Source organism: Actinoplanes sp. TBRC 11911, assembly GCF_012933445.1.
In the GTDB taxonomy this organism is placed as follows: Bacteria; Actinomycetota; Actinomycetes; order Mycobacteriales; family Micromonosporaceae; genus Actinoplanes.
Genome location: NZ_JABBNC010000051.1, coordinates 31,095 through 54,633, shown reverse-complemented (window position 1 = coordinate 54,633; position 23,539 = coordinate 31,095). Strand labels below are relative to the sequence as shown.

At 69.9% G+C, this 23,539-nt stretch carries 19 protein-coding genes; 15 read left to right on the top strand and 4 right to left on the bottom strand.

What is annotated here, in order from left to right; genetic code table 11:
• Positions 1-643: 643 nt before the first annotated feature.
• Together HH310_RS40605 and HH310_RS44565 are read right to left on the bottom strand one after the other, a co-directional pair.
• Complete coding sequence (locus HH310_RS40605; RefSeq protein ID WP_169181094.1) at positions 644-1,033, bottom strand: response regulator; 390 nt, start codon at positions 1,031-1,033, stop codon at positions 644-646.
• Positions 1,030-3,672, bottom strand: a complete 2,643-nt coding sequence (locus HH310_RS44565; RefSeq protein WP_248294898.1) for a sensor histidine kinase — start codon at positions 3,670-3,672, stop codon at positions 1,030-1,032. Before HH310_RS44565 ends, HH310_RS40605 begins: the two co-directional genes overlap by 4 nt.
• A 55-nt stretch (positions 3,673-3,727) precedes the next feature.
• Between HH310_RS44565 and HH310_RS40590 the strand changes: the two genes are divergently transcribed.
• From HH310_RS40590 to dapB, 6 genes are all read left to right on the top strand, one after another.
• A complete protein-coding gene (locus HH310_RS40590; protein ID WP_169181093.1) occupies positions 3,728-4,669 on the top strand; it encodes a bifunctional riboflavin kinase/FAD synthetase in 942 nt (313 codons plus the stop codon).
• Between the two features lie 130 nt (positions 4,670-4,799).
• Entirely contained in the window at positions 4,800-5,069 is a 270-nt protein-coding gene (gene rpsO / locus HH310_RS40585; RefSeq protein WP_169181092.1) for a 30S ribosomal protein S15, read from the top strand.
• Between the two features lie 199 nt (positions 5,070-5,268).
• The gene (locus tag HH310_RS40580) at positions 5,269-7,623 is read left to right on the top strand and encodes a polyribonucleotide nucleotidyltransferase (protein WP_169181091.1); all 2,355 of its coding nucleotides are present in this window, start codon (positions 5,269-5,271) and stop codon (positions 7,621-7,623) included.
• 78 nt (positions 7,624-7,701) lie between these two features.
• Positions 7,702-8,997 (top strand): pitrilysin family protein, encoded by a 1,296-nt coding sequence (locus tag HH310_RS40575; RefSeq protein ID WP_169181090.1) that lies wholly within the window; start codon positions 7,702-7,704, stop codon positions 8,995-8,997.
• Positions 8,998-9,086: 89 nt separating this feature from the next.
• The gene (locus tag HH310_RS40570) at positions 9,087-9,989 is read left to right on the top strand and encodes a phosphatase PAP2 family protein (RefSeq protein WP_248294901.1); all 903 of its coding nucleotides are present in this window, start codon (positions 9,087-9,089) and stop codon (positions 9,987-9,989) included.
• A complete protein-coding gene (gene dapB / locus HH310_RS40565) occupies positions 9,982-10,740 on the top strand; it encodes a 4-hydroxy-tetrahydrodipicolinate reductase (RefSeq protein WP_169181088.1) in 759 nt (252 codons plus the stop codon). The genes HH310_RS40570 and dapB overlap by 8 nt, the downstream gene beginning before the upstream one ends.
• On the opposite strand, the gene HH310_RS40560 is transcribed toward dapB, so the two are convergent.
• Complete coding sequence (locus HH310_RS40560) at positions 10,726-12,720, bottom strand: glycogen debranching N-terminal domain-containing protein (protein ID WP_312034648.1); 1,995 nt, start codon at positions 12,718-12,720, stop codon at positions 10,726-10,728. The genes dapB and HH310_RS40560 overlap by 15 nt on opposite strands.
• A 116-nt stretch (positions 12,721-12,836) precedes the next feature.
• Here HH310_RS40560 and HH310_RS40555 point away from each other — a divergent pair, with 116 nt between their 5' ends.
• The 4 genes from HH310_RS40555 to HH310_RS40540 are packed head-to-tail and all read left to right on the top strand — an operon-like array spanning position 12,837 to position 16,919.
• Entirely contained in the window at positions 12,837-13,805 is a 969-nt protein-coding gene (locus tag HH310_RS40555; RefSeq protein WP_169181087.1) for a LacI family DNA-binding transcriptional regulator, read from the top strand.
• A gap of 21 nt (positions 13,806-13,826) precedes the next feature.
• Entirely contained in the window at positions 13,827-15,062 is a 1,236-nt protein-coding gene (locus tag HH310_RS40550; protein ID WP_169181086.1) for an extracellular solute-binding protein, read from the top strand.
• On the top strand, positions 15,055-16,089 hold the full coding sequence (locus tag HH310_RS40545; RefSeq protein WP_312034646.1) for a sugar ABC transporter permease: 1,035 nt from the start codon (positions 15,055-15,057) through the stop codon (positions 16,087-16,089). The genes HH310_RS40550 and HH310_RS40545 overlap by 8 nt, the downstream gene beginning before the upstream one ends.
• Positions 16,089-16,919, top strand: a complete 831-nt coding sequence (locus tag HH310_RS40540; RefSeq protein ID WP_169181085.1) for a carbohydrate ABC transporter permease — start codon at positions 16,089-16,091, stop codon at positions 16,917-16,919. The genes HH310_RS40545 and HH310_RS40540 overlap by 1 nt, the downstream gene beginning before the upstream one ends.
• A gap of 3 nt (positions 16,920-16,922) precedes the next feature.
• Here the strand turns inward: HH310_RS40540 and HH310_RS40535 are convergent, their stop codons facing one another.
• A complete protein-coding gene (locus HH310_RS40535; RefSeq protein ID WP_169181084.1) occupies positions 16,923-17,477 on the bottom strand; it encodes a GNAT family N-acetyltransferase in 555 nt (184 codons plus the stop codon).
• A gap of 63 nt (positions 17,478-17,540) precedes the next feature.
• Here HH310_RS40535 and HH310_RS40530 point away from each other — a divergent pair, with 63 nt between their 5' ends.
• From HH310_RS40530 to HH310_RS40510, 5 genes are all read left to right on the top strand, one after another.
• Complete coding sequence (locus HH310_RS40530) at positions 17,541-18,761, top strand: winged helix-turn-helix domain-containing protein (protein ID WP_169181083.1); 1,221 nt, start codon at positions 17,541-17,543, stop codon at positions 18,759-18,761.
• 5 nt (positions 18,762-18,766) lie between these two features.
• Positions 18,767-19,297, top strand: a complete 531-nt coding sequence (locus HH310_RS40525; RefSeq protein ID WP_169181082.1) for a DUF2752 domain-containing protein — start codon at positions 18,767-18,769, stop codon at positions 19,295-19,297.
• Positions 19,298-19,323: 26 nt separating this feature from the next.
• Positions 19,324-20,217, top strand: coding sequence for a 4-hydroxy-tetrahydrodipicolinate synthase (gene dapA, locus HH310_RS40520; RefSeq protein ID WP_169181081.1), 894 nt, complete (start codon positions 19,324-19,326; stop codon positions 20,215-20,217).
• A 22-nt stretch (positions 20,218-20,239) separates the two neighbouring features.
• On the top strand, positions 20,240-21,928 hold the full coding sequence (locus HH310_RS40515) for a ribonuclease J (protein WP_169181080.1): 1,689 nt from the start codon (positions 20,240-20,242) through the stop codon (positions 21,926-21,928).
• Between the two features lie 80 nt (positions 21,929-22,008).
• Positions 22,009-23,502 (top strand): S1 family peptidase, encoded by a 1,494-nt coding sequence (locus HH310_RS40510; RefSeq protein WP_169181079.1) that lies wholly within the window; start codon positions 22,009-22,011, stop codon positions 23,500-23,502.
• Positions 23,503-23,539: the final 37 nt, after the last annotated feature.

Here is a 23,539-nt window from a genome sequence, read left to right as displayed (position 1 = left end):
TCTTGGTGGTTGCGTGCGGTGTTGGCGGCTGCGCGCGGTTTGCCGGTGCTCGCAATCGGCTGGCCCTCGCGGTCTTGGTGGTTGCGTGCGGTGTTGGCGGCTGCGCGCGGTTTGCCGGTTGCTGGCGATCGGCTGGCCCTCGCGGTCTTGGCAGTTGCGTGCGGTCTTGGCGGCTGCGCGCGGATTGCCGGTGCTCGCAATCGTGCTGGCCACAGCGGTCTGGCCGGCTGCTCGCGATCTTGCTCGCCGCCCCACCCTCCGGGCCAGCCGCGCATATCCGACATTTCCGGTGACTGGTGTGAGCTGGTCGGGCCGCTGGACCGCCGGGCTCAGCCAGTGACCCGCCGCGCTTCCATTCTGTGGGACTCGCGGCCGCATACTGAGACCGGCGACCACGTCCTGGACGCGGCATCCGCTATGTGGGACTCGCGTCCATTGTGGAGCACCTTTTTGCCCGGTAACTGGACTTTTGCGCGGTGGGTTTTCGGGGCCAGATGTGAACCTTGGAGAGTTATGGCTCGTATGTGGGCGCAACTCTCCAAGGTTCGCAGAAAGTCCATGATGTGGGCCGCGATGTCCACAGAGCGGGAAACGCGCTCCCTTCACAGGGATCGCCGCGCGACCGTGGCGATCTCCGCGGTCGCTAGCCCGCGCCGCCTAGGTAGCGGGCGACGGTCGCGACCAGCTCGGCTGCGGCGTAGGGCTTGTCGAGGAAGCCGTCGCAGCCGGCGTCGAGGGCGGCGGTCCGGTCCTGCGGCAGCACGCTCGCGGTCACCGCGACCACGGCGGGGCGGGGGCGGCCGTGGTCGGCGGCCAGTTCGCGGGCGAGGTCGAGGCCGTTGCCGTCGGGCAGGTTCATGTCGAGCAGGACCAGGTCGATGTCGCCGGCGCTGAGGTAGTCGCGGGCGACGGCGAGGGTCGGCGCGTCGAGCACCTGCGCCTCGCGGACCTCGGGGCTGTCGGCTCGCGTGAGGACGGCCTTGACCAGCGTGCGGTTGAGCGGCTCGTCCTCGACCAGCAGGATCCGGCTCATGGCGCGTCCTTCCGGGAAGCCCCCGACGTGGCCGGCTGGGAGTCCGGGCGCGCGGAGTCGGAACCGGGCCCGGTCCGGGAGGCGAGACCGGACCGCGCCGATCGGGTGGTGGCGGCGGTCGCGTCGCTGGAGCCGGCTCGGAGGCCGTCCGCACGCTGCTGTTCGGGCGAATCGGGGGCGGCGGGGAAATGCACGGTGAAGGTGCTTCCCTGGCCGGGCGCCGAGACCAGCGTGATCACGCCGCCGTGTGCCTCGACCAGGCGCTTGGTCAGGGCCAGCCCGAGACCGGTGCCGGCGCGCTGGCGCTCGCGGTCACCCACCTGCTGAAACTCTTCGAACACCCGCTCCTGATCGGCCACCGAGATCCCCACACCGGTATCGCGCACCGTGACGTATATATCGGAAATGTCCGAGTGGGGTGCGATGGCGGGAAGGAGATCGTGCGTCTGGGGCGTGGGCGCGGTGTGCCGAGGGAGAACATCCGGCTCGGGCGTAGCTAGCGCGGTGTGCGGAGGGGAGGTGTGCGGCTCCGGCGTGGTGGGCGCGGTGTGCGGAGGGGAGGTGTGCGGCTCCGGCGTGGTGGACGCGCTGTGCGGAGGGGAGGTGTGCGGCTCCGGCGTGGTGGGCGCGGGGCGTGGAGGGGAGGTGTGCGGCTGGGGGGTGGTGGGCGTGGCGAGTGGAGGGGAGGCCTCCGCCTGGGGCGTCGTGGGCGCGGTGTGTGAAAGGGAAGCGTGCGGCTCGGGCGAGGTGGACGCAGCGGGTGCAAGGGCGCCGTGGGGCTGGGACGCGGCGTGCGGCGACGGGGTGGCATGGGGGTCGGGCGTGGCATGGGGGTCGGGCGTGGCGTGCGGCGAGGCGGTGGCGTGTGGCGAGGCGGTGGCGTGCGGCGAGGCGGTGGCGTGTGGCGAGGCGGTGGCGTGCGGCGACGCCGTGGCGTGCGGCTCGGGGGCGGCGTGCGGTGCGGCCGGGGAGTGCGACGGCGTGGTGAGGGGAGCGGGAGCGGCCGCGGTCCCGAAGGCGGCGCCGGGAGCGGAGTCATCAGGGGCGGTCGGCGCGGCGCCCGCGGTCACCGTGATCGTGCCGCCCTCGGGGGTGAACTTGATGGCGTTGGAGAGCAGGTTCTCGACGATCTGGCGGAAGCGCACCCGGTCGGCGTGGGCCGTCACCGGAGGCAGGTCGGTGACCACGGTCAGCCGGTTCGTGCTGAACAGCGGCGACAAACCCGTCAGCAGCTCCTGCACCGCCGTGTCCACCCGCAGCGGCGCCGGGCGCAGGTCCAGCCGGCCCGCCTCGATCTTCGCCAGGTCCAGGATGTCGTTGATCAGGCCGAGCAGGTGGCGGCCGCTGGTGTGGATGTGTTCGACCCACTCGGCCGGGACGCGGCGGCGGTCGCCGTCCGGTTCCTCCATTCGCATCAGGTCGCTGAAGCCGATGATCGCGTTCAGCGGCGTGCGTAGTTCGTGGCTCATATTCGCCAAAAATGCGGTTTTGGCCTGACTAGCCTGGGTCAGCGCCGCCACCGACGCGCTCAACTCTCGCGCCACCGCCTGCCGCTCGGCCAGGATCGCGGCCTGGCCGCCGAGCGCCGCCAGCAGCCGGAGATCGTCGTCGCTGAACAGCGTGCGGTGCCGGTTGAACAACAGCACCGCGCCCTCGGTGTCCGGCGGCACCGGCATGCTCAGCACGGTGACGAAATCCTCGCCTAGATCGTCGCCGTAATGCGAAACCAGGCTGGGATCGCCTTCGCGCAGGCGGGCCGGCCGCCCGGCACGGATCAGCGCCGTCAGATCGTCCGCGGTGAGCTCCGACGGGGTCGGCGCCGGCGGCCCGGCGTACGCGGTCCGGGCCAGCACCCCGTCCGCGTGCGGCATCAGCACCGCCACCGCGTCCGCCCCGGTCTGCGCGCGCATGATCTCCGCGTACGTCTGCCAGACCTGCTCCGGCGAGTCGGCCCGGGCCCGCAGCAGTCGTTCGGTGATCTCCTGGGCGGCGGTGGCCGCGAACATCCGGCGCAGCGGCCGCGGCGGCAGGAACGCGACCAGGTAGCCGAGCCCGCTGGCCAGCGCCAGCACCCGGCTGATCGTCTGCAGCACCGGGTTGGCGCCGGGCATCGCGCCGAGGCCGATGAAAACGATCACCAGGCCGAAGGTGAGGGTGGCGCCGGCCGCGGTCATGAGCCGGGCCCGGTTCGCACCCGCCCGCCGCCGGGCCTTGTCGAAGAGCAGGCCCGCGGCGATGATCTCGCTGCTGAAGTACGCGATGACCATGGCGCTGAGCTGGGTGGGGGCGAGCGGGCGCGGCGCGATCACGATGGGCAGCGCGATCGCCACGTAGGCCACCAGCATGGTGCGGTCCAGCCAGCGCGGGACCTCGCGGAGGCGGCCGGCCAGGCGCACGGTCAGGTATGGCTGGGCGAGCAGCACGGCCGTGGCGGTGATCCCGATCCAGATCGGCAGGCCGCCGCTGAGCCGCCGCACCACGTCCACGCCGAAGACCAGCGTGCAGGGCAGGAAGACCAGCAGCACGTCGCGCTGCAGGGGGTCGCGCCGGTGCAGATAGCCACGGAGAGCGCGAACGAAGAGCACCGCGAAGGTCAGCTCCGCCGCGAGCAGGACGTGGACACTCCACTCGTTGCGCATATCGGTGCCAATCGTACCAATTTGGTCTATGACAGCGGGCCGATACGCTATTGAGATGCAGCGTTGGCGGGGATACGAGGCGGTGCCCGGTGGGTGGGGCCGGTCGGTGGTGACGATCGGCGTTTTCGACGGGGTGCACCGAGGGCATCAAGCGATCATCGGGCACACCGTGAAACGCGCGCGTGACCTGGGCCTTCAGTCGGTGGTGATCACGTTCGACCCGCATCCGTCGGAGGTGGTCCGGCCCGGTTCGCACCCGGCCGTGCTGACCGAACCGGTGCGCAAGGCCGAGTTGATCGAGCAGCTCGGGGTGGACGCGCTGTGCGTCATCCCGTTCACGCCCGAGTTCTCGCACAAGAGCCCGGACAACTTCGTGCACGACGTGCTGGTCGGCGCCCTGCACGCGGCGGCCGTGGTGGTGGGCGACAACTTCCGCTTCGGGCACAAGGCGGCCGGCGACGTGGCCCTGCTCGAGCGTCTGGGACGCCAGTTCGGGTTCACGGTCGAGGAGGCGCCGCTGGTCTCCGACGACGGAGACGACGGAGTGGTCTTCTCCTCGACGTACATCCGCAGTTGTGTGGACGCCGGTGACGTGCGCGCCGCCGCCTCGGCACTCGGCCGGCCGCATCGGCTGGCCGGCGTGGTGGTCCGCGGCGACCAGCGCGGGCGCGAGCTGGGCTTCCCCACGGCCAACCTGATGGTCCACCGCTACGCCGCGGTGCCGGCCGACGGCGTGTACGCGTGCTGGCTGATCCGGGGCGGGGAGAACGCCGGTCGATGGCCCGCGAGCGTGTCGATCGGCACAAATCCCACTTTTTCCGGACGAGAGCGCCGGGTCGAGGCGTACGTGCTGGACTTCGCTGGTGATCTTTATGGCGAACGGATCGCTCTGGACTTCGTGGGGCATTTGCGCGAGATGCGGACATATGACGGCATAGAGGCCCTTGTCGCCCAGATCCGGGAAGACGTGGAACAGACCCGCGTGATGCTGCAGTAACCGCCTGGTAGGGTTGACATGCAGTTGGACTAACCACTGGTGTTAATCAAACCCAGACCGGTTCCGCGTGCCTGCCCGACGCCGCGGGTGCGGAAACCGTTGCAATCGGCAACACAGAATTACGGAGAACATGGCGCTCGATCAAGAGACCAAGCACAAGATCATCGACGAGTACAAGGCGAAGGACAGCGACACCGGGTCGCCCGAGGTCCAGGTCGCGATGCTCACCAAGCGGATCGCCGACCTGACCGAGCACCTGAAGGTGCACAAGCACGACCACCACAGCCGGCGTGGTCTGCTTCTGCTGGTCGGCCGTCGCCGCCGCTTGCTCAACTACGTGCAGAAGAAGGACATCCAGCGTTACCGGTCGCTCATCGAGCGGCTCGGCCTGCGCCGATGACCTGACGGGGGAGTGGCCTGACAGCCGCTCCCCCGCCGCTCATCAAGGGCGGCACAGTTACCCCACGGACCCGCGCGGCTCTCGCAGAAAGCACCGGTCCTCGGTAGTGGTTCCCGAGCAATCCTCTCGGGCACTTCGATCGAAGACCGGCAAACCTGAGCAGACCGCCGGGTCCTCGACGAAGGAGTTCCACACTCACATGACAGAGCAGAACGCTCTCGGCACCGAATCGCGCACCGCCGTCATCGACAACGGTTCATTCGGCACCCGCGAGATCACTTTCTCCACCGGACGGCTGGCCAAGCAGGCCGCCGGCTCCGCGATCGTCCAGCTCGGCGAGACCGTCGTCCTGTCCGCGACCACGGCCAGCAAGCAGCCGAAGGAGCACTTCGACTTCTTCCCGCTGACCGTCGACGTCGAGGAGCGGATGTACGCCGCGGGCCGCATCCCCGGCTCGTTCTTCCGCCGCGAGGGCCGTCCCAGCGAGGACGCCATCCTCACCTGCCGACTGATCGACCGGCCGCTGCGCCCGTCGTTCACCAAGGGCCTGCGCAACGAGGTCCAGGTCGTCGAGACCGTCCTCGCGCTCGACCCGGCCCACCCGTACGACGTGGTCGCGATGAACGCCGCGTCGATGTCCACCCAGCTCTCCGGTCTGCCGTTCAGCGGCCCGATCGGCTCGACCCGGGTCGCCCGCGTCGACGACCAGTGGGTCGCGTTCCCGACCATCGAGGAGCTCGAGCGCGCCACCTTCGACATGGTGGTCGCCGGTCGCGTCCTGGAGGACGGCGACGTCGCGATCATGATGGTCGAGGCGGAGGCCACCCCGAACGCGGTCAAGCTGATCGCCGCCGGCGCCACCGCGCCGACCGAGGAGATCGTCGCCGGTGGCCTGGAGGCTGCCAAGCCGGCCATCCGCGAGCTCTGCCGCGCGCAGGGCGAGCTGGCCGAGGTCGCCTCGAAGCCGGGCGTCGAGTTCCCGGTCTTCCTCGACTACCAGGACGACGTCTACTCCGCCGTCAGCGAGGCCGTCCGCGACGAGACCGCCGAGGCTCTGAAGATCGCCGGCAAGCAGGAGCGCGAGGAGTCCCTCGACCTGATCAAGGCGAAGGCCCACGAGCTGCTCGACGAGCGCTTCGAGGGTCGCGAGAAGGAGATCAGCGCCGCCTTCCGGTCGGTCACCAAGACCGAGGTGCGCCAGCGGGTGCTGCGCGAGCAGGTCCGCATCGACGGCCGCGGCCCGCGCGACATCCGCCCGCTGACCGCGCAGGTCGGCGTGCTCCCGCGGGTGCACGGCTCGGCGCTGTTCGAGCGTGGCGAGACCCAGATCCTGGGCGTGAGCACGCTGAACATGCTGCGCATGGAGCAGGCGCTGGACACCCTCTCCCCGGAGAAGTCCAAGCGCTACATGCACAACTACAACTTCCCGCCGTACTCGACCGGTGAGACCGGCCGGGTCGGTTCGCCGAAGCGCCGCGAGATCGGTCACGGTGCTCTCGCCGAGCGCGCGCTGGTCCCGGTGCTTCCGTCGCGCGAGGAATTCCCGTACGCCATCCGTCAGGTGTCCGAGGCTCTCGGGTCCAACGGGTCCACGTCGATGGGCTCGGTCTGCGCCTCGACGCTGTCGCTGCTCTCCGCCGGTGTGCCGCTGAAGGCTCCGGTGGCCGGCATCGCGATGGGCCTGATCTCGGACGAGGTCGACGGCAAGACGCAGTACGTCGCGCTGACCGACATCCTGGGTGCCGAGGACGCGTTCGGCGACATGGACTTCAAGGTCGCCGGCACCAGCGAGTTCGTCACCGCCCTGCAGCTGGACACCAAGCTCGACGGCATCCCGTCGGACGTGCTGGCCGGCGCGCTGCAGCAGGCTCGTGAGGCCCGTACGACCATACTCGGCGTGATGGAGGCGGCGATCGCTGCTCCGGCCGCGATGAGCGAGTACGCCCCGCGGGTCACCACCGTGAAGATCCCGGTCGACAAGATCGGCATGGTGATCGGCCCCAAGGGCCAGACGATCAACGCGATCCAAGACGAGACCGGCGCCGACATCTCGATCGAGGACGACGGCACGATCTACGTCGGCGCGACCAACGGCCCGTCGGCCGAGGCCGCGGTCGAGCGGATCAACTCGATCGCCAACCCGACGCTGCCGAAGGTCGGCGACAAGTTCCTCGGCACGGTGGTGAAGACGGCCGCGTTCGGCGCGTTCATCTCGCTGCTGCCCGGCCGCGACGGCCTGCTGCACATCTCCAAGGTGGGCGACGGCAAGCGGGTCGACAAGGTCGAGGACTACCTGAACGTCGGCGACAAGGTCGAGGTGTCGATCGCGGACATCGACCAGCGCGGCAAGATCTACCTGGACAAGGTCCGCCCCGAGGGCGAGGAGGCCCCAGCCGCGGCCGAGTCCGCCGAGGGTGGCTCCCGCCCGCCGCGCGAGGACCGTGGTGGCGACCGTGGCGGCGAGCCCCGTCGTCGCCGCTCCCGCCCGAGCGGAGACCGTGGCGGCGACCGCGGTGGAGACCGCGGTGGGGACCGCGGCGCGCCGCGCGACTGACAGCACGAAGTAACCGCGGGCCGGCCGTCGGGCCGGCCCGCGTCGTCCCATCCACCCATCTCACCCCCCGTTGGCCGGATGAAAGCCCGAACCCAAGCCCTGCAGGACGGCGTGCGACGCACAGTCCTGCCCAGTGGCCTGCGCATCATCACCGAGGAGATCCCGACCACCCGCAGCGTCTCGCTGGGTGTGTGGGTCGGCATCGGCTCGCGTGACGAGACCCCGGCCATGTCCGGTGCCTCCCACTTCCTCGAGCACCTGCTGTTCAAGGGCACCCACAAACGCACCGCGATGCAGATCTCCGCGGAGATCGAGGCGGTCGGCGGGGAGACCAACGCCTTCACGACGAAGGAGTACACGTGCTACTACGCACGGGTACTCGACGCCGACCTGCCGCTGGCGATGGACGTCCTCTGCGACGCGGTGGCCGACTCGCTGCTGCAGCCGGCCGACGTGGAGACCGAGCGTGGCGTGATCCTCGAAGAGATCGCCATGCACGAGGACGAGCCCGGCGACGAGGTGCACGACGTCTTCACCGAGGCGATCTTCGGTGACCACCCGCTGGGCCGGCTGATCTCGGGCACCGAGGAATCGATCACCCCGATGACCCGGAGCCAGATCAACTCGTTCTACCGCAAGCGGTACACGCCGCCCAACATCGTGATCACCGCGGCCGGGAATCTGCAACACGCGGCGGTCGTGAAGCTGGTGCGCAAGGCACTGGCCGGCAGCGCGCTGGACGCCGGCTCGGCGGACCCGGCCGACCTGCGCCAGGCGACCAAGCGGGTCCGCACCCAGAAGCCGCACACGGTGGTACGCAACCGCGACACCGAACAGGCGCACGTCGTCGTCGGCGGGGTCGGCATCGGCCGCAACGACGACCGCCGGTTCGCCCTCGGCGTGCTGAACAACGTGCTCGGCGGCGGCATGTCCAGCCGCCTCTTCCAGGAGATCCGGGAGAAGCGCGGGCTGGCCTACTCGGTCTACTCCTACTCCAGCCAGTACGCCGACGCGGGCCTCATCGGGGTCTACGCGGGCTGCGCGCCGGGCAAGGTGGAGGAGGTGCTCGACCTCATCCGATCCGAGCTCGACCGGGTCGCGGTGACCGGGATCACCGCCGAGGAGATCGCCCGCGGCAAGGGCATGGTCAAGGGCTCGTACGTGCTCGGCCTGGAGGACACCGGCTCGCGGATGAGCCGGATCGCCAAATCCGAGCTGCTGTACGGCGAACTCATGTCCGTGGACGACCTGCTCGCCCGGGTCGACGCGGTGACCCCCGAGGAAGTCAACGCGGTCGCCGCCGACCTGCTGGCCCAGCGCATGTCGCTCGCGGTGGTGGGGCCGTTCGACGAGACCGCTTTCCCCGCCGGTTAACCTTGGAGCCCGTGACGACCCTTCAGACACCCCCCGAGACGCCTGCCGAACCGGTCACGATCAACCGGCGACGGCGGCGCATCGTGGGGATGCTGATCTGGGCCGCCGCGTTCGTGATCTTCGTGGCGCTGGTCGGTGTGCCGACCAGCGACCCGCTCACCGCGTTCGGCTGGTTGTTCCTGGCCACCATCGCGTGGCGCAACTATGTGCCCTGGCGGGAGCACCTGCTGTTCCTGCGCGACTGGTCACCGGTCGTGCTGCTGCTGGTCCTCTACAACGTGTCCCGGGGCGCGGCCGACAACCTGTTCGCGGCGCACTACTCGTTCATGATCCACGCGGACGAGGACATGTTCGGGTGGCTCACCGGCGGCCGCATTCCCACCATCTGGCTGCAGCAGCACCTCTACCACCCGGGCCAGGTGCAGTGGTGGGAAGTGGTGATCACCTTTGTCTACATCTCGCACTTCCTGACGGTGCCGACCGTCGCGGTGGTGCTCTGGCTGCGCAACCGCCAACTGTCCTATCGGTTCATGCGACGGTGGATTCCGCTGAGCCTCGCGGCCCTGGCCACGTACTTCCTGTACCCGGCCGCCCCGCCGTGGCTGGCGTGGCAGGACGGCTACCTCCACGAGCAGGTCTTCCGCATCTCGTCGAACGGCTTCACCGCGATCGGCCTGCACAGCGCCGGCAACACCCTGAACGCCTTACAGGCCGACCAATCGAATCCGGTCGCCGCGATGCCGTCACTCCATACCGCGTACGCGCTGATGGCCGTTGCCTTTTTCCTGCCGATGGTCCGGAAGCGATGGTGGCCGATCCTGCTGCTGTACCCGCTGGCGATGACCTTCACTTTGGTGTACTCCGGCGAGCACTACATCGCGGATGTGCTGGTCGGCTGGGCGTACGTGGGCCTCACGTTCATCGGCGCGCATTACGCCGAGCGCTGGTGGGCCCGCCGGCGAGCGAGTGCGTTAAGTTCTACGGGTGACTGACGAGGCTGTGCCGATCCGAGTCGGCGTCGTAGGGGCCAGGGGCCGCATGGGTCTCGAGGTGTGCAAGGCGGTCGACGCCGCCGACGACCTGGAACTGGTCGCGATGGTCGATCAGGGCGACTGGCTGTTCAACGCCTCGGACGCCGGCGCCCAGGTGCTCGTCGACTTCACCTCGCCCGACGTGGTGATGGACAACCTGCACTGGGCCGTCGACCAGGGCATCAGCATGGTCGTCGGCACCAGCGGCTTCACCGAGCAGCGCCTCGACCGGGTGCGCCGGTGGCTGTCCGAGAAGCCCGAGGTGGGCGTGCTGATCGCGCCGAACTTCGGGATCGGCGCCGTGCTGATGATGCAGTTCGCGGCCCGCGCCGCGCGCTACTTCGACTCGGTCGAGGTCATCGAGCAGCACCACCCCCGCAAGCTGGACGCGCCGAGCGGCACGGCCATGCACACCGCGCGGCTGATCGCGCATGCGCGTGCCGAGGCCGGCCTGGGCGCGATGCCGGACGCCACCAAGGAGGAGGTGCCCGGCGCCCGCGGTGCCGACATCGACGGCGTCCGGGTGCACGCGGTGCGGTCGGCCGGGCTGGTCGCGCATCAGGAGGTGCTGTTCGGCACCCAGGGCGAGACGCTGACCATCCGGCACGACTCACTCGACCGGGTGTCGTTCATGCCGGGCGTGCTGCTGGCGGTCCGTTCGATCCTCGACCGCCCCGGGCTGACCATCGGCATCGACTCACTGCTGGACTGAGCCTCGTCCCTCGGCGTCGGCGAGCGTCACCGAGACGCCGTCCGGCAGGCCGGTCAGCGTGCTGCCGTCGAAACTCACCGGCCGGCCCGCGATGCGCAGGCCGGTCACCGTGGGAGCGCCGGGCAGCGGTCGCAGGCGTACGCGTCCCGACGGCACGTCCGGTTCGATGCCCACCCAGGCCGCGAGCATCAGGATCGCGGCGGCGGCGGACCACGCCTGCGGGTGACAGGCCGCGGGGTAGGCGACGGGCCTGGTGAGGGTGTCGCGCGCGTCCCCGCCGTACAACTCGGGAAGCCGGAAGCCGAACGCCTCGGCCGCGGTGAGCAGGCCGTCGAACAGGTGCAGCGCCGTTTCTCCATGGCCGGCGCGGGCGAGGCCGGCCGCCACGATCGCCGTGTCGTGGGCCCAGACCGATCCGCAGTGATAGGACAGCGGGGCGAAGCCGCGATCGTCGGCGGACATCGTGCGCAGTCCATAAGCGCCGGACATGGCCGTACCGCCGAGCGCGCCGGCGACCCGGGACTCCTCCTCTTCGGACAGCATGCCGGTGCCCAGCAGGTGACCGATGTTGCTGGTCAGCGAGTCGACCGGGCGCTTGTTGCCGTCCAGCGCCAGCGCCGGGTAGGGGCCGACCCAGAACGCCTTCCGGAACCGGTCCGCCATCTCGTCCGCATATCGACGCCAACGATCACCCCCTTCCTTCCCGTACGCGTCGAGCAGCGCGGCGCCGTCCAAAGCTGCCCGGTAGGCGTACCCCTGGACCTCGGCCAGCGCGATCGGCCCGGTCGCGATCGTGCCGTCGTGGAAGCGGACCGCGTCGAACGAGTCCTTCCAGCCCTGATTGGCGAGGCCGCGGCCGGTGGTGTCGAGATACTCCAGGAAGCCGTCACCGTCGGCGTCCGCGTGCTCGGACAGCCAGCCCAGAGCCGACTCCAGCGCCGGGAGCAGGGCCTCGACCTCGTCCGGGTCGTGTCCCCAGCGCCAGGCGTCGTGCAGCAGGCTGATCCACAGCAGCGTCGCGTCGATCGTGCCGTAGTAGGCGGCCGGCAGCGTCCCCGGCACGTCGACGTCGGAGCGGCGCAGCTCATGCATGATCTTTCCGGGGGCCTCGCCGGTCTCCGGGTCGACCTTGACGCCCTGCCGGCGGGCCAGGACGCGCAGCGTGCTCATGGCGAGGTCGGTGCCGAGCGGGAGCATCATCCGGGCGGCCCAGAGGCTGTCCCGGCCGAAGAGCGTGAGATACCAGGGCACGCCGGCCCCGAGAAAAACGTCACCGTCGTCGTCCGGGGTGGTGAGCCGGAGGGCGGTGAGATCGTCGAGCGATTGGGCGACGAGCCGTTCCACGCGGCGGTCACCGGATCGAACGGCAGGTTTCCCGAAATTTCCGGATCCGGGCCACATGACCGCGTTGGGGTCGTCGACGGTGGCGGACCAGCGCAGCGAGACGGTCTGACCGGGCTCCAAGGTCACTGAGCGCGATAGACCCTCAACGCGAACGGAAATGTCGCCTCGCGGAGGAAATTTCGTTACATCGCCGGATTTGGTCGGGTCGGTGTCGGCCCTGCCGGATTTGACCAGCTCGATCGGGGCCAGGTCCGACGCCACCTCCACCGTTACCGTCGTGCTGACCGGGAACGACGCTGTCGAGATGAGACGGATCTCCTCCTCGAGAGTGCCCGGCCGCACCCGCCGGAGACGGTCCACTCTGATCGTCGGGTCGGGGATCGCGTCGCCGAGCCACCGTGCCACGCTGACGAACCGTGTCGCGCCCGGACCCGCCGCGGAATGCCCGATCGCTTCCGGTTCCCGCCCGTCCAGGCGCAAGATCGCTAGCGACACGATGCGCGCGTCGGCATGGAACACCCCCTGCACGCCGCGCGCCCGGATCTGACCGTCCGGTCCGGACAGTGCCGACGTGGGAGCGGCGAGGGTGGGAACGAGGTCGTGCAGCAACGGCTGGAGTGGCCGATCGTCGATCACGAGATGGCTCCTTCGTCTTGACAGGCAAGCCGGACAGAGGGACAGTGCGATTTGAACGATCCAATCCTGCCGTACGAGATTTGGATCGTTCAAGACTCAGAAAGGTACAGAATAAGGTGGAAAAGGTCACGATCGCCACAGTTGCCGACCGGGCCGGGGTTTCGCGGCAGACCGTGTCCAACGTGATCAACAGCCCGGACATGGTGCGTGAGGAGACCCGGGAGCGGGTCCGCGCCGCCATCGAGGAGCTGGGCTATCGCGTCAACCAGGCCGCCCGCCAGATGCGCACCGGGCGGTCCCGTCTCATCGCGGTGCGCATCGAGCCGGTCAGCGACGGGATCAAGGGCTCGGTGCTGGACCGCTTCCTGCACGGGCTGACCGACGCGGCCGCCCTGAAGGGATACCGCGTGATGCTCTACACGGCCGCGGACGACGCCGACGAGATCGCCACCTACGACAACCTGCTCTCCGCGTACGAATTGGACGCTTTCGTGCTGACCAGCACCCATCACGGCGACCCCCGGACGTCCTGGCTGGCCGAGCGGCAGGTGCCCTTCGTGACCTTCGGCCGGCCGTGGGGCGCGCCCGACACGCACGCCTGGGTCGATGTGGACAACGCGGCCGGCACCCGCGCCGCGACCGAGCACCTGCTGGCGAACGGCCACCGGCGCATCGGCTTCCTCGGCTGGCCGGCCGGTTCCGGGGTCGGCGACGCCCGGCGGGCCGGCTGGCGCGAGACCCTCGACGCGGCCGGCGCCGACGGCCCGGACGCCGCGGTGATCGACGGGGTGGAGGCGGGCGCGACGGCCGCCGCCGAATTGCTGACCGAGCCGGAGCCGCCGACCGCCCTGGTCTGCGCTAGTGACTCGCTGGCGCTGGGGGCGATGCGGATGCTGCGCACGGTGGTCGGCTTCGACGACACCGCCGTCGCGCGGGCCGTCGGGCTGACCAGCGTAAGCCAGCCGCTGCCCGAGGCCGCGGCCAGATGCATGGACCTTCTCGTGGAACTTCTCGACGGCCGGGCACCGGAGACACCGGCCCGGCTCCTCCTCACGCCGTCCTTGGTGTTGCGCCAGACAGCGTGATCCCCCGAAGGAGAGTTATTGATGATCAGCAGAAGATGGGCAGTCGCCGCCGTTGCCGCCGGCGCCCTGCTCGCGACCGGCGCTTGCGGCAGCGGCTTCGATGAAAACAAATCAACCCAGCAGAGCAGCGGCCCGGCCAGCCTCCAAATCATGATCGCCTCCTCCGGCGACGCCGAGACCACAGCGGTCAAGGACGCCGCCGCCATGTGGGCGAAGTCGAGCGGCAACACCGCGAACGTCATCCCGGCCCAGGACATCGTGCAGCAGCTCGGTCAGGGCCTGGCCGGCAGCAACCCGCCGGACGTGTTCTATGTGGACGCGGCCCGGTTCGCCGACTACGCGAGCGTCGGCGCGCTCGAACCCTACGCGCAGACCATGGCCGGCGCCGACGCGTTCGTCCCCGGTCTGAAGCAGTCGTTCACCTACAAGGACCAGCTCTACTGCGTGCCCAAGGACAGTTCCACGCTGGCCCTGGAGATCAATACCGATCTGTGGAGCAAGGCCGGGCTCACCGACGCGGACATCCCGACCACCTGGGACCAGCTCACCTCGGTGGCGCAGAAGATCAAGGCCAAGGGCATCACGCCGATGGCGATCGGGGACACCCGCGACCGGATCGGTGCCTTCCTGGTGCAGGCCGGCGGATGGTGGACGAGCCCGGACGGCACCAAGGCCACGGCGGACACCCCGCAGAACGAGCAAGCACTGGCGTACGTGCAAAGCCTCTTGAAGAACGGCCTGGCCAAATATCCGAAGGCGCTCGATGCCGGCTGGGCCGGCGAGGCGTTCGGCAAGGGCAAGGTGGCCATGACGATGGAGGGAAACTGGATCCGGGGTGCGATGAGCACCGACTTCCCGAACATCAAGTACACGGTCAAGGAACTCCCGGCCGGGCCGAAGGGCAAGGGCACGCTGTCCTTCACGCAGTGCTGGGGGATCGCCGCGAAGAGCAAGTTCAAGACGCAGGCGCAGCAGTTCGTGCAGGCCATGACCACTGCCGACCAGCAGCTCTCGTTCGCCAAGGCGTTCGGCGTGATGCCCTCGCGGCAGGACGCACAAGCCACCTACGAGCAGCAGAACCCGGACGACGCGCCGTTCGTCGAGGGTGCGAAGTACGGTCAGGGTCCGGTGAACGCGCCCAAGATGGACAGTGTGCTCGCCGACCTGGACGCGGGCCTGCAGGGCTTGCAGACCGGTGACCCGAAGGCGATTCTGCAGCGCTTCGACAAGAACGCCAAGACTGCCCTGGGTGGCTGACTCGATGAGCGCAAAAGGCATCCGGGGCAATGAGCGGACGGCGGGATGGATCTTCGTCGCGCCGGCGCTGATCATCCTCGGCCTGTTCTTCGTCCTGCCCATCCTGATGGCGTTGTGGGTGAGCCTGACCGGCTGGAACGGCCAGGGCAGCCCGTTCACGTCCCGGGTGCCGTTCGTCGGGTTGCACAATTACACCGCGCTGTTCGCCACGGACGATCTCGCCCGTCAGGACTTCATGACCAGCATCCGCAACAACGCGTACTACGTGTTGCTCGTGGTGCCATTGCAGACCGTGCTCGCCCTCGGTTTGGCGCTCGTGCTCAACAACCGCATTCTCAAGGGCAAGAGCTTTTTCCGTACGGCGTTCTTCTTCCCGTCCGTGACCAGCTCGGTGGCGATCAGCGTCGTCTTCCTGTTCATGTTCGCGAACGGCGGGGCGATCAACGCGCTGCTGTCGGCGGTCGGCATCAACGGTCCGCAGTGGTTCTCCGACCCGCGCGGCCTGATCCACATCGCCCTCGACCGGGTCGGGGTGCACAATGCCCCGGCGGCGCTGGCCGACCACGGCGTCCTCGGCCTGACCTGGTGGGACTGGCTGTCCGGGCCGAGCGTGGCGATGTGCGCGATCATCACGCTGGTCGTCTGGACGACGTCCGGCACGTTCATGGTGATGTTCCTGGCCGCGCTGCAGAACCTGCCGATCCAGCTCGACGAGGCCGGCATGGTCGACGGCGCGAACGCGTGGCAGCGCTTCTGGCGCATCACGCTGCCGCAGCTGCGCCCCACCATGTTCCTGGTGGTCACGCTGGGCCTGATCGGCACGTGGCAGGTTTTCGACCAGATCTACGTGATGAGCCAGGGCAATCCGGCGAAGACCACGCTCACCCCGGCCTTCCTGTCCTACCGGACCGCGTTCCGGGACTTCGACTACGGTTCCGGCGCGGCCATCTCGTTCGTGCTGTTCCTCATCATCGTGCTGTTCACGCTGCTGCAACGGTGGCTGCTGCGGGAGCGGAGAGGTCACTGATGCGCACCATTTTTTCCAGATTTTTCGGGTACGCGATTTTGGTCTTCTTCGGACTCGTATTCCTGTACCCGTTCGTCATCCAGATCTCGAGTTCGTTCAAGACCGAGTCGGACGCGGCGGCGAATCCGCTGTCGCCGATCCCGCATCCGTTCACCACCGACGCGATCGAACGGATCTTCGTCGGCACCGGGTTCCCGACCTGGCTGATGAACTCGGTGCTGGTCACCGTCATCGTGGTGCTGGCCCGGGTGCTGTTCTGCTCGATGGCCGGTTACGCGTTGTCGCGGCTGCGCTTCCGGGGCCGCCGGGTGCTGTTCGCCGGCCTGCTGGCCACCATGGCGGTGCCGCCGGTCGTGCTGCTGATCCCGAAGTTCCTGGTGCTCAACCAGCTCGGCATCTACGACAGCTACCCGGGCCTGATCGTGCCGCTGCTGGTCGACGCCACCGGGTGCTTCATCATGAAGCAGTTCTTCGACTCGGTGCCGGTCAGCGTCGAGGAGGCGGCCCGGATCGACGGCGCGGGGGTGTTCCGCACCTACTGGTCGGTGGTGCTGCCGATGGCCCGGCCGGCGCTGATCACGCTGACCATCCTGTCCTTCTCCGGTACGTGGAACGAGTTCCCGCACAGCCTGATCGCGGTGCAGAACCCCGCGCTGTTCACGCTGCCGCGCGGGCTGGCCGACCTGGTCAGCGGCTCGCTGGGGGCGGGCACGCAGTATCCGCTGAAGCTGGGCGCGGCGCTGCTCGCCACCATCCCGGTGGCGATCATCTTCGTGATCTTCCAGCGCTACTTCGTGCGGGGCGCGGCCGAGGGTGGCGAGCGGGGCTGAGTATCAGAGCGTCACGTGGAAGCGCATCTGCGGGACCAGCATGTCGTCGACGTCCAGGGCCCGGCCGGCGCCGTCCAGCTCCCAGCCGGCCGAGCCGAGGAACTTCTGCATGGCCTGGTCCTGCTCGTACACCCAGGCGACCGCACCGCCGAAACCGTCCTCGCGCCACAGGTCGACGGTGGCCGCGAGCAGCCGGCTGCCGTGGCCGCGCCGGTTCCACCGGGGCTCGATCAGGAACTCGGTGATCGCCGCGATGCCCTCCGGCAGTGGCGGCTCCTCGGGGGCGAGCGCCTCCTCGTCGGCCGGCCCGGCGGCGGCGAAACCGACCGCCTGGGTGGCGGCCTCGCCCTGCTCGATCGCGACGAGCACGTGGTGGCGCGCGGAGGGTGCCGCCTCGATGGCCTGCGACCAGCCACGGGTCAGGAAATCCTCGTCCAGGCTCGCCAGCACGTGCGGCGGGAATATCCGCCGGTACGACGAGCGCCAGGTGGCGAGCTGGATGCGAGCGATCTCCGAGGCGTCCTCGGGACGCGCGGGGCGGACGAAGCCGATTGCCATGCCGCGAGCCTAGTTCCGACGCCGCATGCGAAATTGTCGTACCCCTGTTTTACGGTGCTCTCGATGGCACTCCCCGATTCGCTTTCCGCAGCGCAGGCCCGCCGCGTCACGCTGGCCGCGCAGGGCTTCACCGACGCCAAGCCCGGTGGGGCCACCGACATGCGCCACTTACGCCGCGTGCTGCGCCGCCTGCACCTGATCCAGATGGACTCGGTGAACGTCCTGCAGCGCGCGCACTTCATGCCGCTGTACAGCCGCCTCGGCCCGTACCCGGTGGATCTGCTGGAGCGCGCGGCCTATCGCAAGCCGCGCGAGCTGTTCGAGTTCTGGGGCCACGAGGCGTCGCTGATCACCACCGATCTGCAGCCGCTGTTCCGATGGCGTATGTCGCGGGCCGCCGACTTCGCCTGGGGCAGCATGGTCCGGATCTCCCGGGAGCAGCCCGAGCTGATCGCCTGGGTGCTCGACGAGGTGCGCGGCCGCGGCCCGATCACGGCGGCCGAGATCGAGCACGACGCGCCCCGCCGCAAGGACCACTGGGGCTGGAACTGGTCGGTGGTCAAACAGGCGCTGGAGTGGCTGTTCTACACGGGCCAGGTGACCGCCGCCGAGCGCACCACGTCCTTCGCCCGGCGCTACGACGTGCCCGAGCGGGTTCTCCCGAGCGCCGTGCTGAACGCCCCGACCCCGCCGTTCGAGGACGCGTTGCGCGCGCTCGTCGAGCTCTCCGCGCGGGCGCTGGGGGTGGCCGCCGAGCGCGAGCTCCGCGATTATTTCCGCCTCCCGGTCGCGGGCTTCAAACAGGCCGTCGCCGAGCTGGTCGACGACAAGGTGCTGATCCCGGTGACGGTGGCCGGGTGGCGACCGGTGGCCTATCTGCATCACGAGGCCCGTCTGCCCCGGCGGGTTCAGGCGGCCACGCTGGTCAGCCCGTTCGACCCGCTGATCTGGGAGCGTGAGCGCACGGAGCGGCTGTTCGACCTGGCGTACCGGATCGAGATCTACGTGCCCGCGCCCAAGCGCCTCTGGGGTTACTACGTGCTCCCGTTCCTGCTGGGTGACCGGTTCGCCGCCCGGGTCGATCTCAAGGCCGACCGCAAGGCCGGTGAGCTGCAGATCCCCGCGGCATATCTGGAGCCCGCCGCGGACCAGGACGAGACCGCCGGGGCGCTGGCCACCGAGCTGCACCGGCTGGCCGGCTGGCTCGGCCTGGAAAGCGTCGCGCCGCCGGTCCGGGGCGACCTCGCGGGCCCGCTGACGGCCGCGCTGAAAGGTGTACTTTAGCGACCATGAGCGGCTTTCCGTGGCTGGCCGACCAGCCGGTGCAGGGCCCGCCGGTGCCGCCCGAGTGGCTGGCCTATTACCAGCCCAAGCCGGACATCCTGACCCGCACTGCGGAACGCGTCTGGGCCCGCTCCCCGATGTGGGCCGCCCCGCTCGCGTTACTGGCCTGCATGGGCGGCGCGGTGGGTTACACGCTGGCCACCCACCCGGCCGACGCGGGCGCCGGCGATCCGCCCACCTGCCTGCTCAAGCTCACCACCGGCTTCGTCTGCCCCGGCTGCGGCGGCACCCGCGCCGCCTGGTTCCTGCTGCACGGCAACATCCCGGAGGCGGCCCGGCACCACGCGATCTTCACGTTCGCGGTGCCGTTCCTGCTGTACATGTACGTGGCCTGGGCGCTCAACCGGGTCTTCCACACCAAGCTCCCGCAGCTGTCGATCAGTCCGCGCGTGATGATCGCCTTCGTCGCGGTCTGGGGCGTCTGGAGCGTCGCGCGCAACCTGCCCTGGGCCCCGTTCACCGCGCTCTACGTCTGAGCGGGCGGTCCGATAGGTTGTGGGGTATGACGCACGACCCGCGACCCTTCGGACGGCTGCTGACCGCGATGGTCACCCCGTTCGCCCCGGACGGCGCCCTCGACGTCGAGGGCGCGGCCAGACTCGCCACCTACCTCGTGGACGAGCAGCTCAACGACGCGCTCGTGATCAGCGGCACCACCGGCGAGTCCCCCACCACCACGGACGCCGAGAAGGAACGGCTGCTCCGCGCGGTGGTGGACGCGGTCGGCGACCGCGCCCGGGTCATCGCCGGGGTGGGCACCAACAACACCGCCCACACGATCGAGCTGGCGCAGTCCGCCGAGAAGGCGGGCGCGCACGGCCTGCTGGTCGTGACGCCGTATTACAACAAGCCGCCGCAGGAGGGTGTCGCCCGGCACTTCCTCTCGGTGGCCGAGGCCTCCGGCCTGCCGGTGGTCGTCTATGACATTCCGCACCGCACCGGGACACCGATCGCCACCGAGACCATGGTCCGCATCGCCGAGCACCCGCGGGTCGTCGCGGTCAAGGACGCCAAGGGCGACCTGACCGCCAGCTCCTGGGTGCTGGCCCGCACCGACCTCGCCTATTACTCCGGCGACGACGCCACCACGCTGCCGCTGCTCGCGATCGGCGGGGTCGGCGTGGTCGGTACGTCGACGCATTTCACCGGCCGGATCGCCAAGGAGATGATCGAGGCGTACGAGCGCGGCGACAACGCCGCCGCGCTGGCCGCTCATCGCCGGGCGATGCCGCTGTTCACCGGGATTTTCCGGGTGCCGGGGACGATGCTGGTGAAGGCTGGTCTGAGCGCTCAGGGCTTGCCCGCGGGCCCGGTGCGCCCGCCGCTCGTCGAGGCGAGCGGTGCGGAGCTGGATCAATTGCGCCAGGACGCGGCCGCGGCCGGCATCAGCATCTGAACGTTAGACAAGAAAGACGCGAATGAGCCAAGCGCACGCAGATCTCCCTCCGCCGCCGCCGCTGCCGGAAGGCGCCCTGCGCGTCATCCCTCTAGGTGGCCTCGGCGCCATCGGCCGCAACATGACCGTTCTGGAGTACGACGGCAAACTGCTCGTGATCGACTGCGGGGTGCTCTTCCCCGACGTCGAGCAGCCGGGCGTGGATCTGATCCTGCCCGACTTCACGCCGATCCTGGACCGTCTCGACGACATCCAGGCCATCGTCCTCACGCACGGTCACGAGGACCACATCGGCGCGGTGCCGTACCTGCTCGCTCACAAGGCGGACATTCCGCTGGTCGGGTCCGAGTTCACGCTCGCCCTGGTGGAGGCGAAGCTGGCCGAGCGCCGCCTCGACCCGTACACATTGACCGTGAAGGAAGGGCACAGCGAACGCCTGGGCCCGTTCGACTGCGAGTTCTTCGCGGTCAACCACTCCATCCCGGACGCGCTGGCGGTGGCCGTGCGCACCCCGGCCGGCCTGCTGCTGCACACCGGCGACTTCAAGATGGACCAGGTGCCGCTGGACGGCCGGATCACCGACCTGGCCGGCTTCGCGCGGCTCGGCGCCGAGGGTGTCGACCTGCTGCTCGCCGACTCGACAAACGCCGAGGTGCCCGGCTTCGTCTCCTCCGAGCGCGACATCGGCCCGGTGCTCAGCGCCATCTTCGGCAAGGCCCGCGGCCGCATCATCGTGGCCAGCTTCGCCTCCCACGTGCACCGGGTCCAGCAGGTGATGGACGCGGCCTGGGAGTACGACCGCAAGGTCGCGCTGATCGGCCGGTCCATGGTGCGCAACATGGGCATCGCCCGCGACCTCGGGCTGCTGCACATCCCCGAGGGGCTGCTGATCAGCGTCGACGAGGCCACGAACCGGCCGGCCGACGAGATCGTCTTCATGTCGACCGGGTCACAGGGCGAGCCGATGAGCGCGCTGGGCCGGATGTCCACCGGTGACCACCGGCACATCACCATCGAGCCGGGCGACACCGTCGTGCTGGCCAGCTCGCTGGTCCCGGGCAACGAGACCTCGGTCTACCGGGTCATCAACATGCTGTCCCGGGCCGGCGCCACGGTCGTGCACAAAGAGACGGCGAAGGTGCACGTCTCCGGCCACGCCCCGGCCGGTGAGCTGCTCTTCCTGCTCAACATCGTGCGGCCCAGCAACCTGATGCCGGTGCACGGCGAGTGGCGGCACCTGCGCGCGCACGCCCAGCTCGGCATCGAGTCCGGGGTCGCCGCCGACCGGGTGGTGCTCTGCGAGGACGGCGACGTCGTCGACCTGGTCGAGGGCCACGCGCGGCACGTCGGGCGAGTGGAGAACAGGTACGTCTACGTGGACGGCCTCGCGGTCGGCGACGTCAGCGAGTCGCTGCTCACCGAGCGGCGCATCCTCGGCGACGGCGGCTTCATCGCGGCCACCGTGGTGATCGACTCGGTCACCGGCAAGGTGGTGGGCGAGCCCAGCGTCTCGGCGAAGGGCTTCTCCGAGGACCCGGAGGCGTTCAGCCCGGTGATCCCGTTGCTGACCGCGGCGCTGCACCGGTCCGCGGAAGACGGCATCACCGACACCCACCAGCTACAACAGGTCGTACGCCGGACGGTCGGCCGCTGGGTGAACGACGCGTATCGACGCCGGCCGATGATCGTACCGACCGTCGTCGAAGTCTGAGCTGAACCTTCCGAGACTCCCCTCCGTACCTCTGGGCACGGCGCCGCCCCCACGGCGCCCGTGGCGAGGGGAGTTTCTCGATGCAGCGCAGACGGATCGCCGTGGCCGCGGTGGTCGTGACGGCGGTCGGAGCGGCGGTGGCGTTCACGCTGCCCTCGATGGCCGGGACCACGCCGGCCCCGAGCCGGTCCGGGGGTGACGAGTCCCCGGAGATCCGTGCCATGCAGCGGGACATGGGCCTGTCCGCCGGCCAGGCGCAGGCCCGGCTGCAGCGGTCGCGGTGGGCGAGCGGCGTCTCGGCCCAAATGCGCGCGCAGACCGGCGGCGACTTCGGTGGCGCCTGGCTGGCGTCCGACGGGCACACCTTGAAGATCGCGGTGACCGGCGCGGACGCCGCCAGCGCGGTGCAGAAGGCCGGCGCCGAGGCCGTCCTGGTCAAGCGCAGCGAGCAGACGCTCGACACGGCCAAGGAGAAACTGGACGCGGCGACGTCGGCGACCGGCCTCACCGGGTGGTATGTGGACGTACCCAGCAACAAGCTCGTCGTGGTCGCGAAGCCCGGCAAGACCGCCGCGGCCGCGAAGTGGGCCCGCAAGTCGGGTCTGCCCGGCGACGCGCTGCACGTGGTGACCAGCTCGGCCACGCCGAAGCCGCTGTTCGACGTGCGCGGCGCCGACCCGTACTTCATCGCGGTGGACGGCGGCACCGCCCGCTGCTCGATCGGCTTCTCGGTGGAGGGTGGCTTCGTGACGGCCGGCCACTGTGGTGCGGCCGGTGACCAGACCGCCGGATTCAACCAACAGGCGCAGGGCACCGTACGCGCGTCCGTCTTCCCCGGCGACGCGGACATGGGCGTCGTCGAGGTCAACGGCGACTGGACGCCGCGGCCGGTGGTCAACGACTTCGCGGGCGACGAGCTCCCGGTGGCCGGCAGCACCGAGGCCCCGGTCGGCGCGGCGGTCTGCCGGTCCGGTTCCACCACCGGCACGCACTGCGGGACGATCCTGGCCAAGAACCAGACCGTCGTCTACCCGGAGGGCGCGGTGACCGGGCTCACCCGTACCGACGTCTGCGCCGAGGGCGGCGACTCCGGCGGCCCGTGGCTCGCCGGTGACCAGGCCCAGGGCGTGACCTCCGGCGGCTCGGGCGACTGCACCGCCGGCGGCGAGACATTCTTCCAGCCGGTCAACGAGATCCTCGCGGCGAACGACCTGACGCTGGTGACGACCGAGGCTGACAGCGCGTCGGCGCCGCCGCCGGCCGAGTCGACGGCCGCGTGCGCGGACCAGGCCGTGCAGCGCGACGGCTCGCTGCCGCGCTCGGGCGTCGGCCAGGTCCAGCCGAACGGCGGCGCGTTCCGGGCCGGCGCCGGCACCCAGACCGCCTGCCTGCGCGGCCCGGACGGCGCCGACTTCGACCTCGTCCTGCAGCGGCTCACCCGCAACGGGTTCCGCACCGTGGCCCGATCCAAAGGCGACGAGCTGACCTTCACCGGCCGCTCCGGCACCTACCGCTACGTCGTCGTCGCCTCCTCCGGCTCCGGCGATTACACCATGGGGTTCACCACCCCGTAGCAAGCGATCCAGCGCCGGGTCCGACCTGCCCGGACCC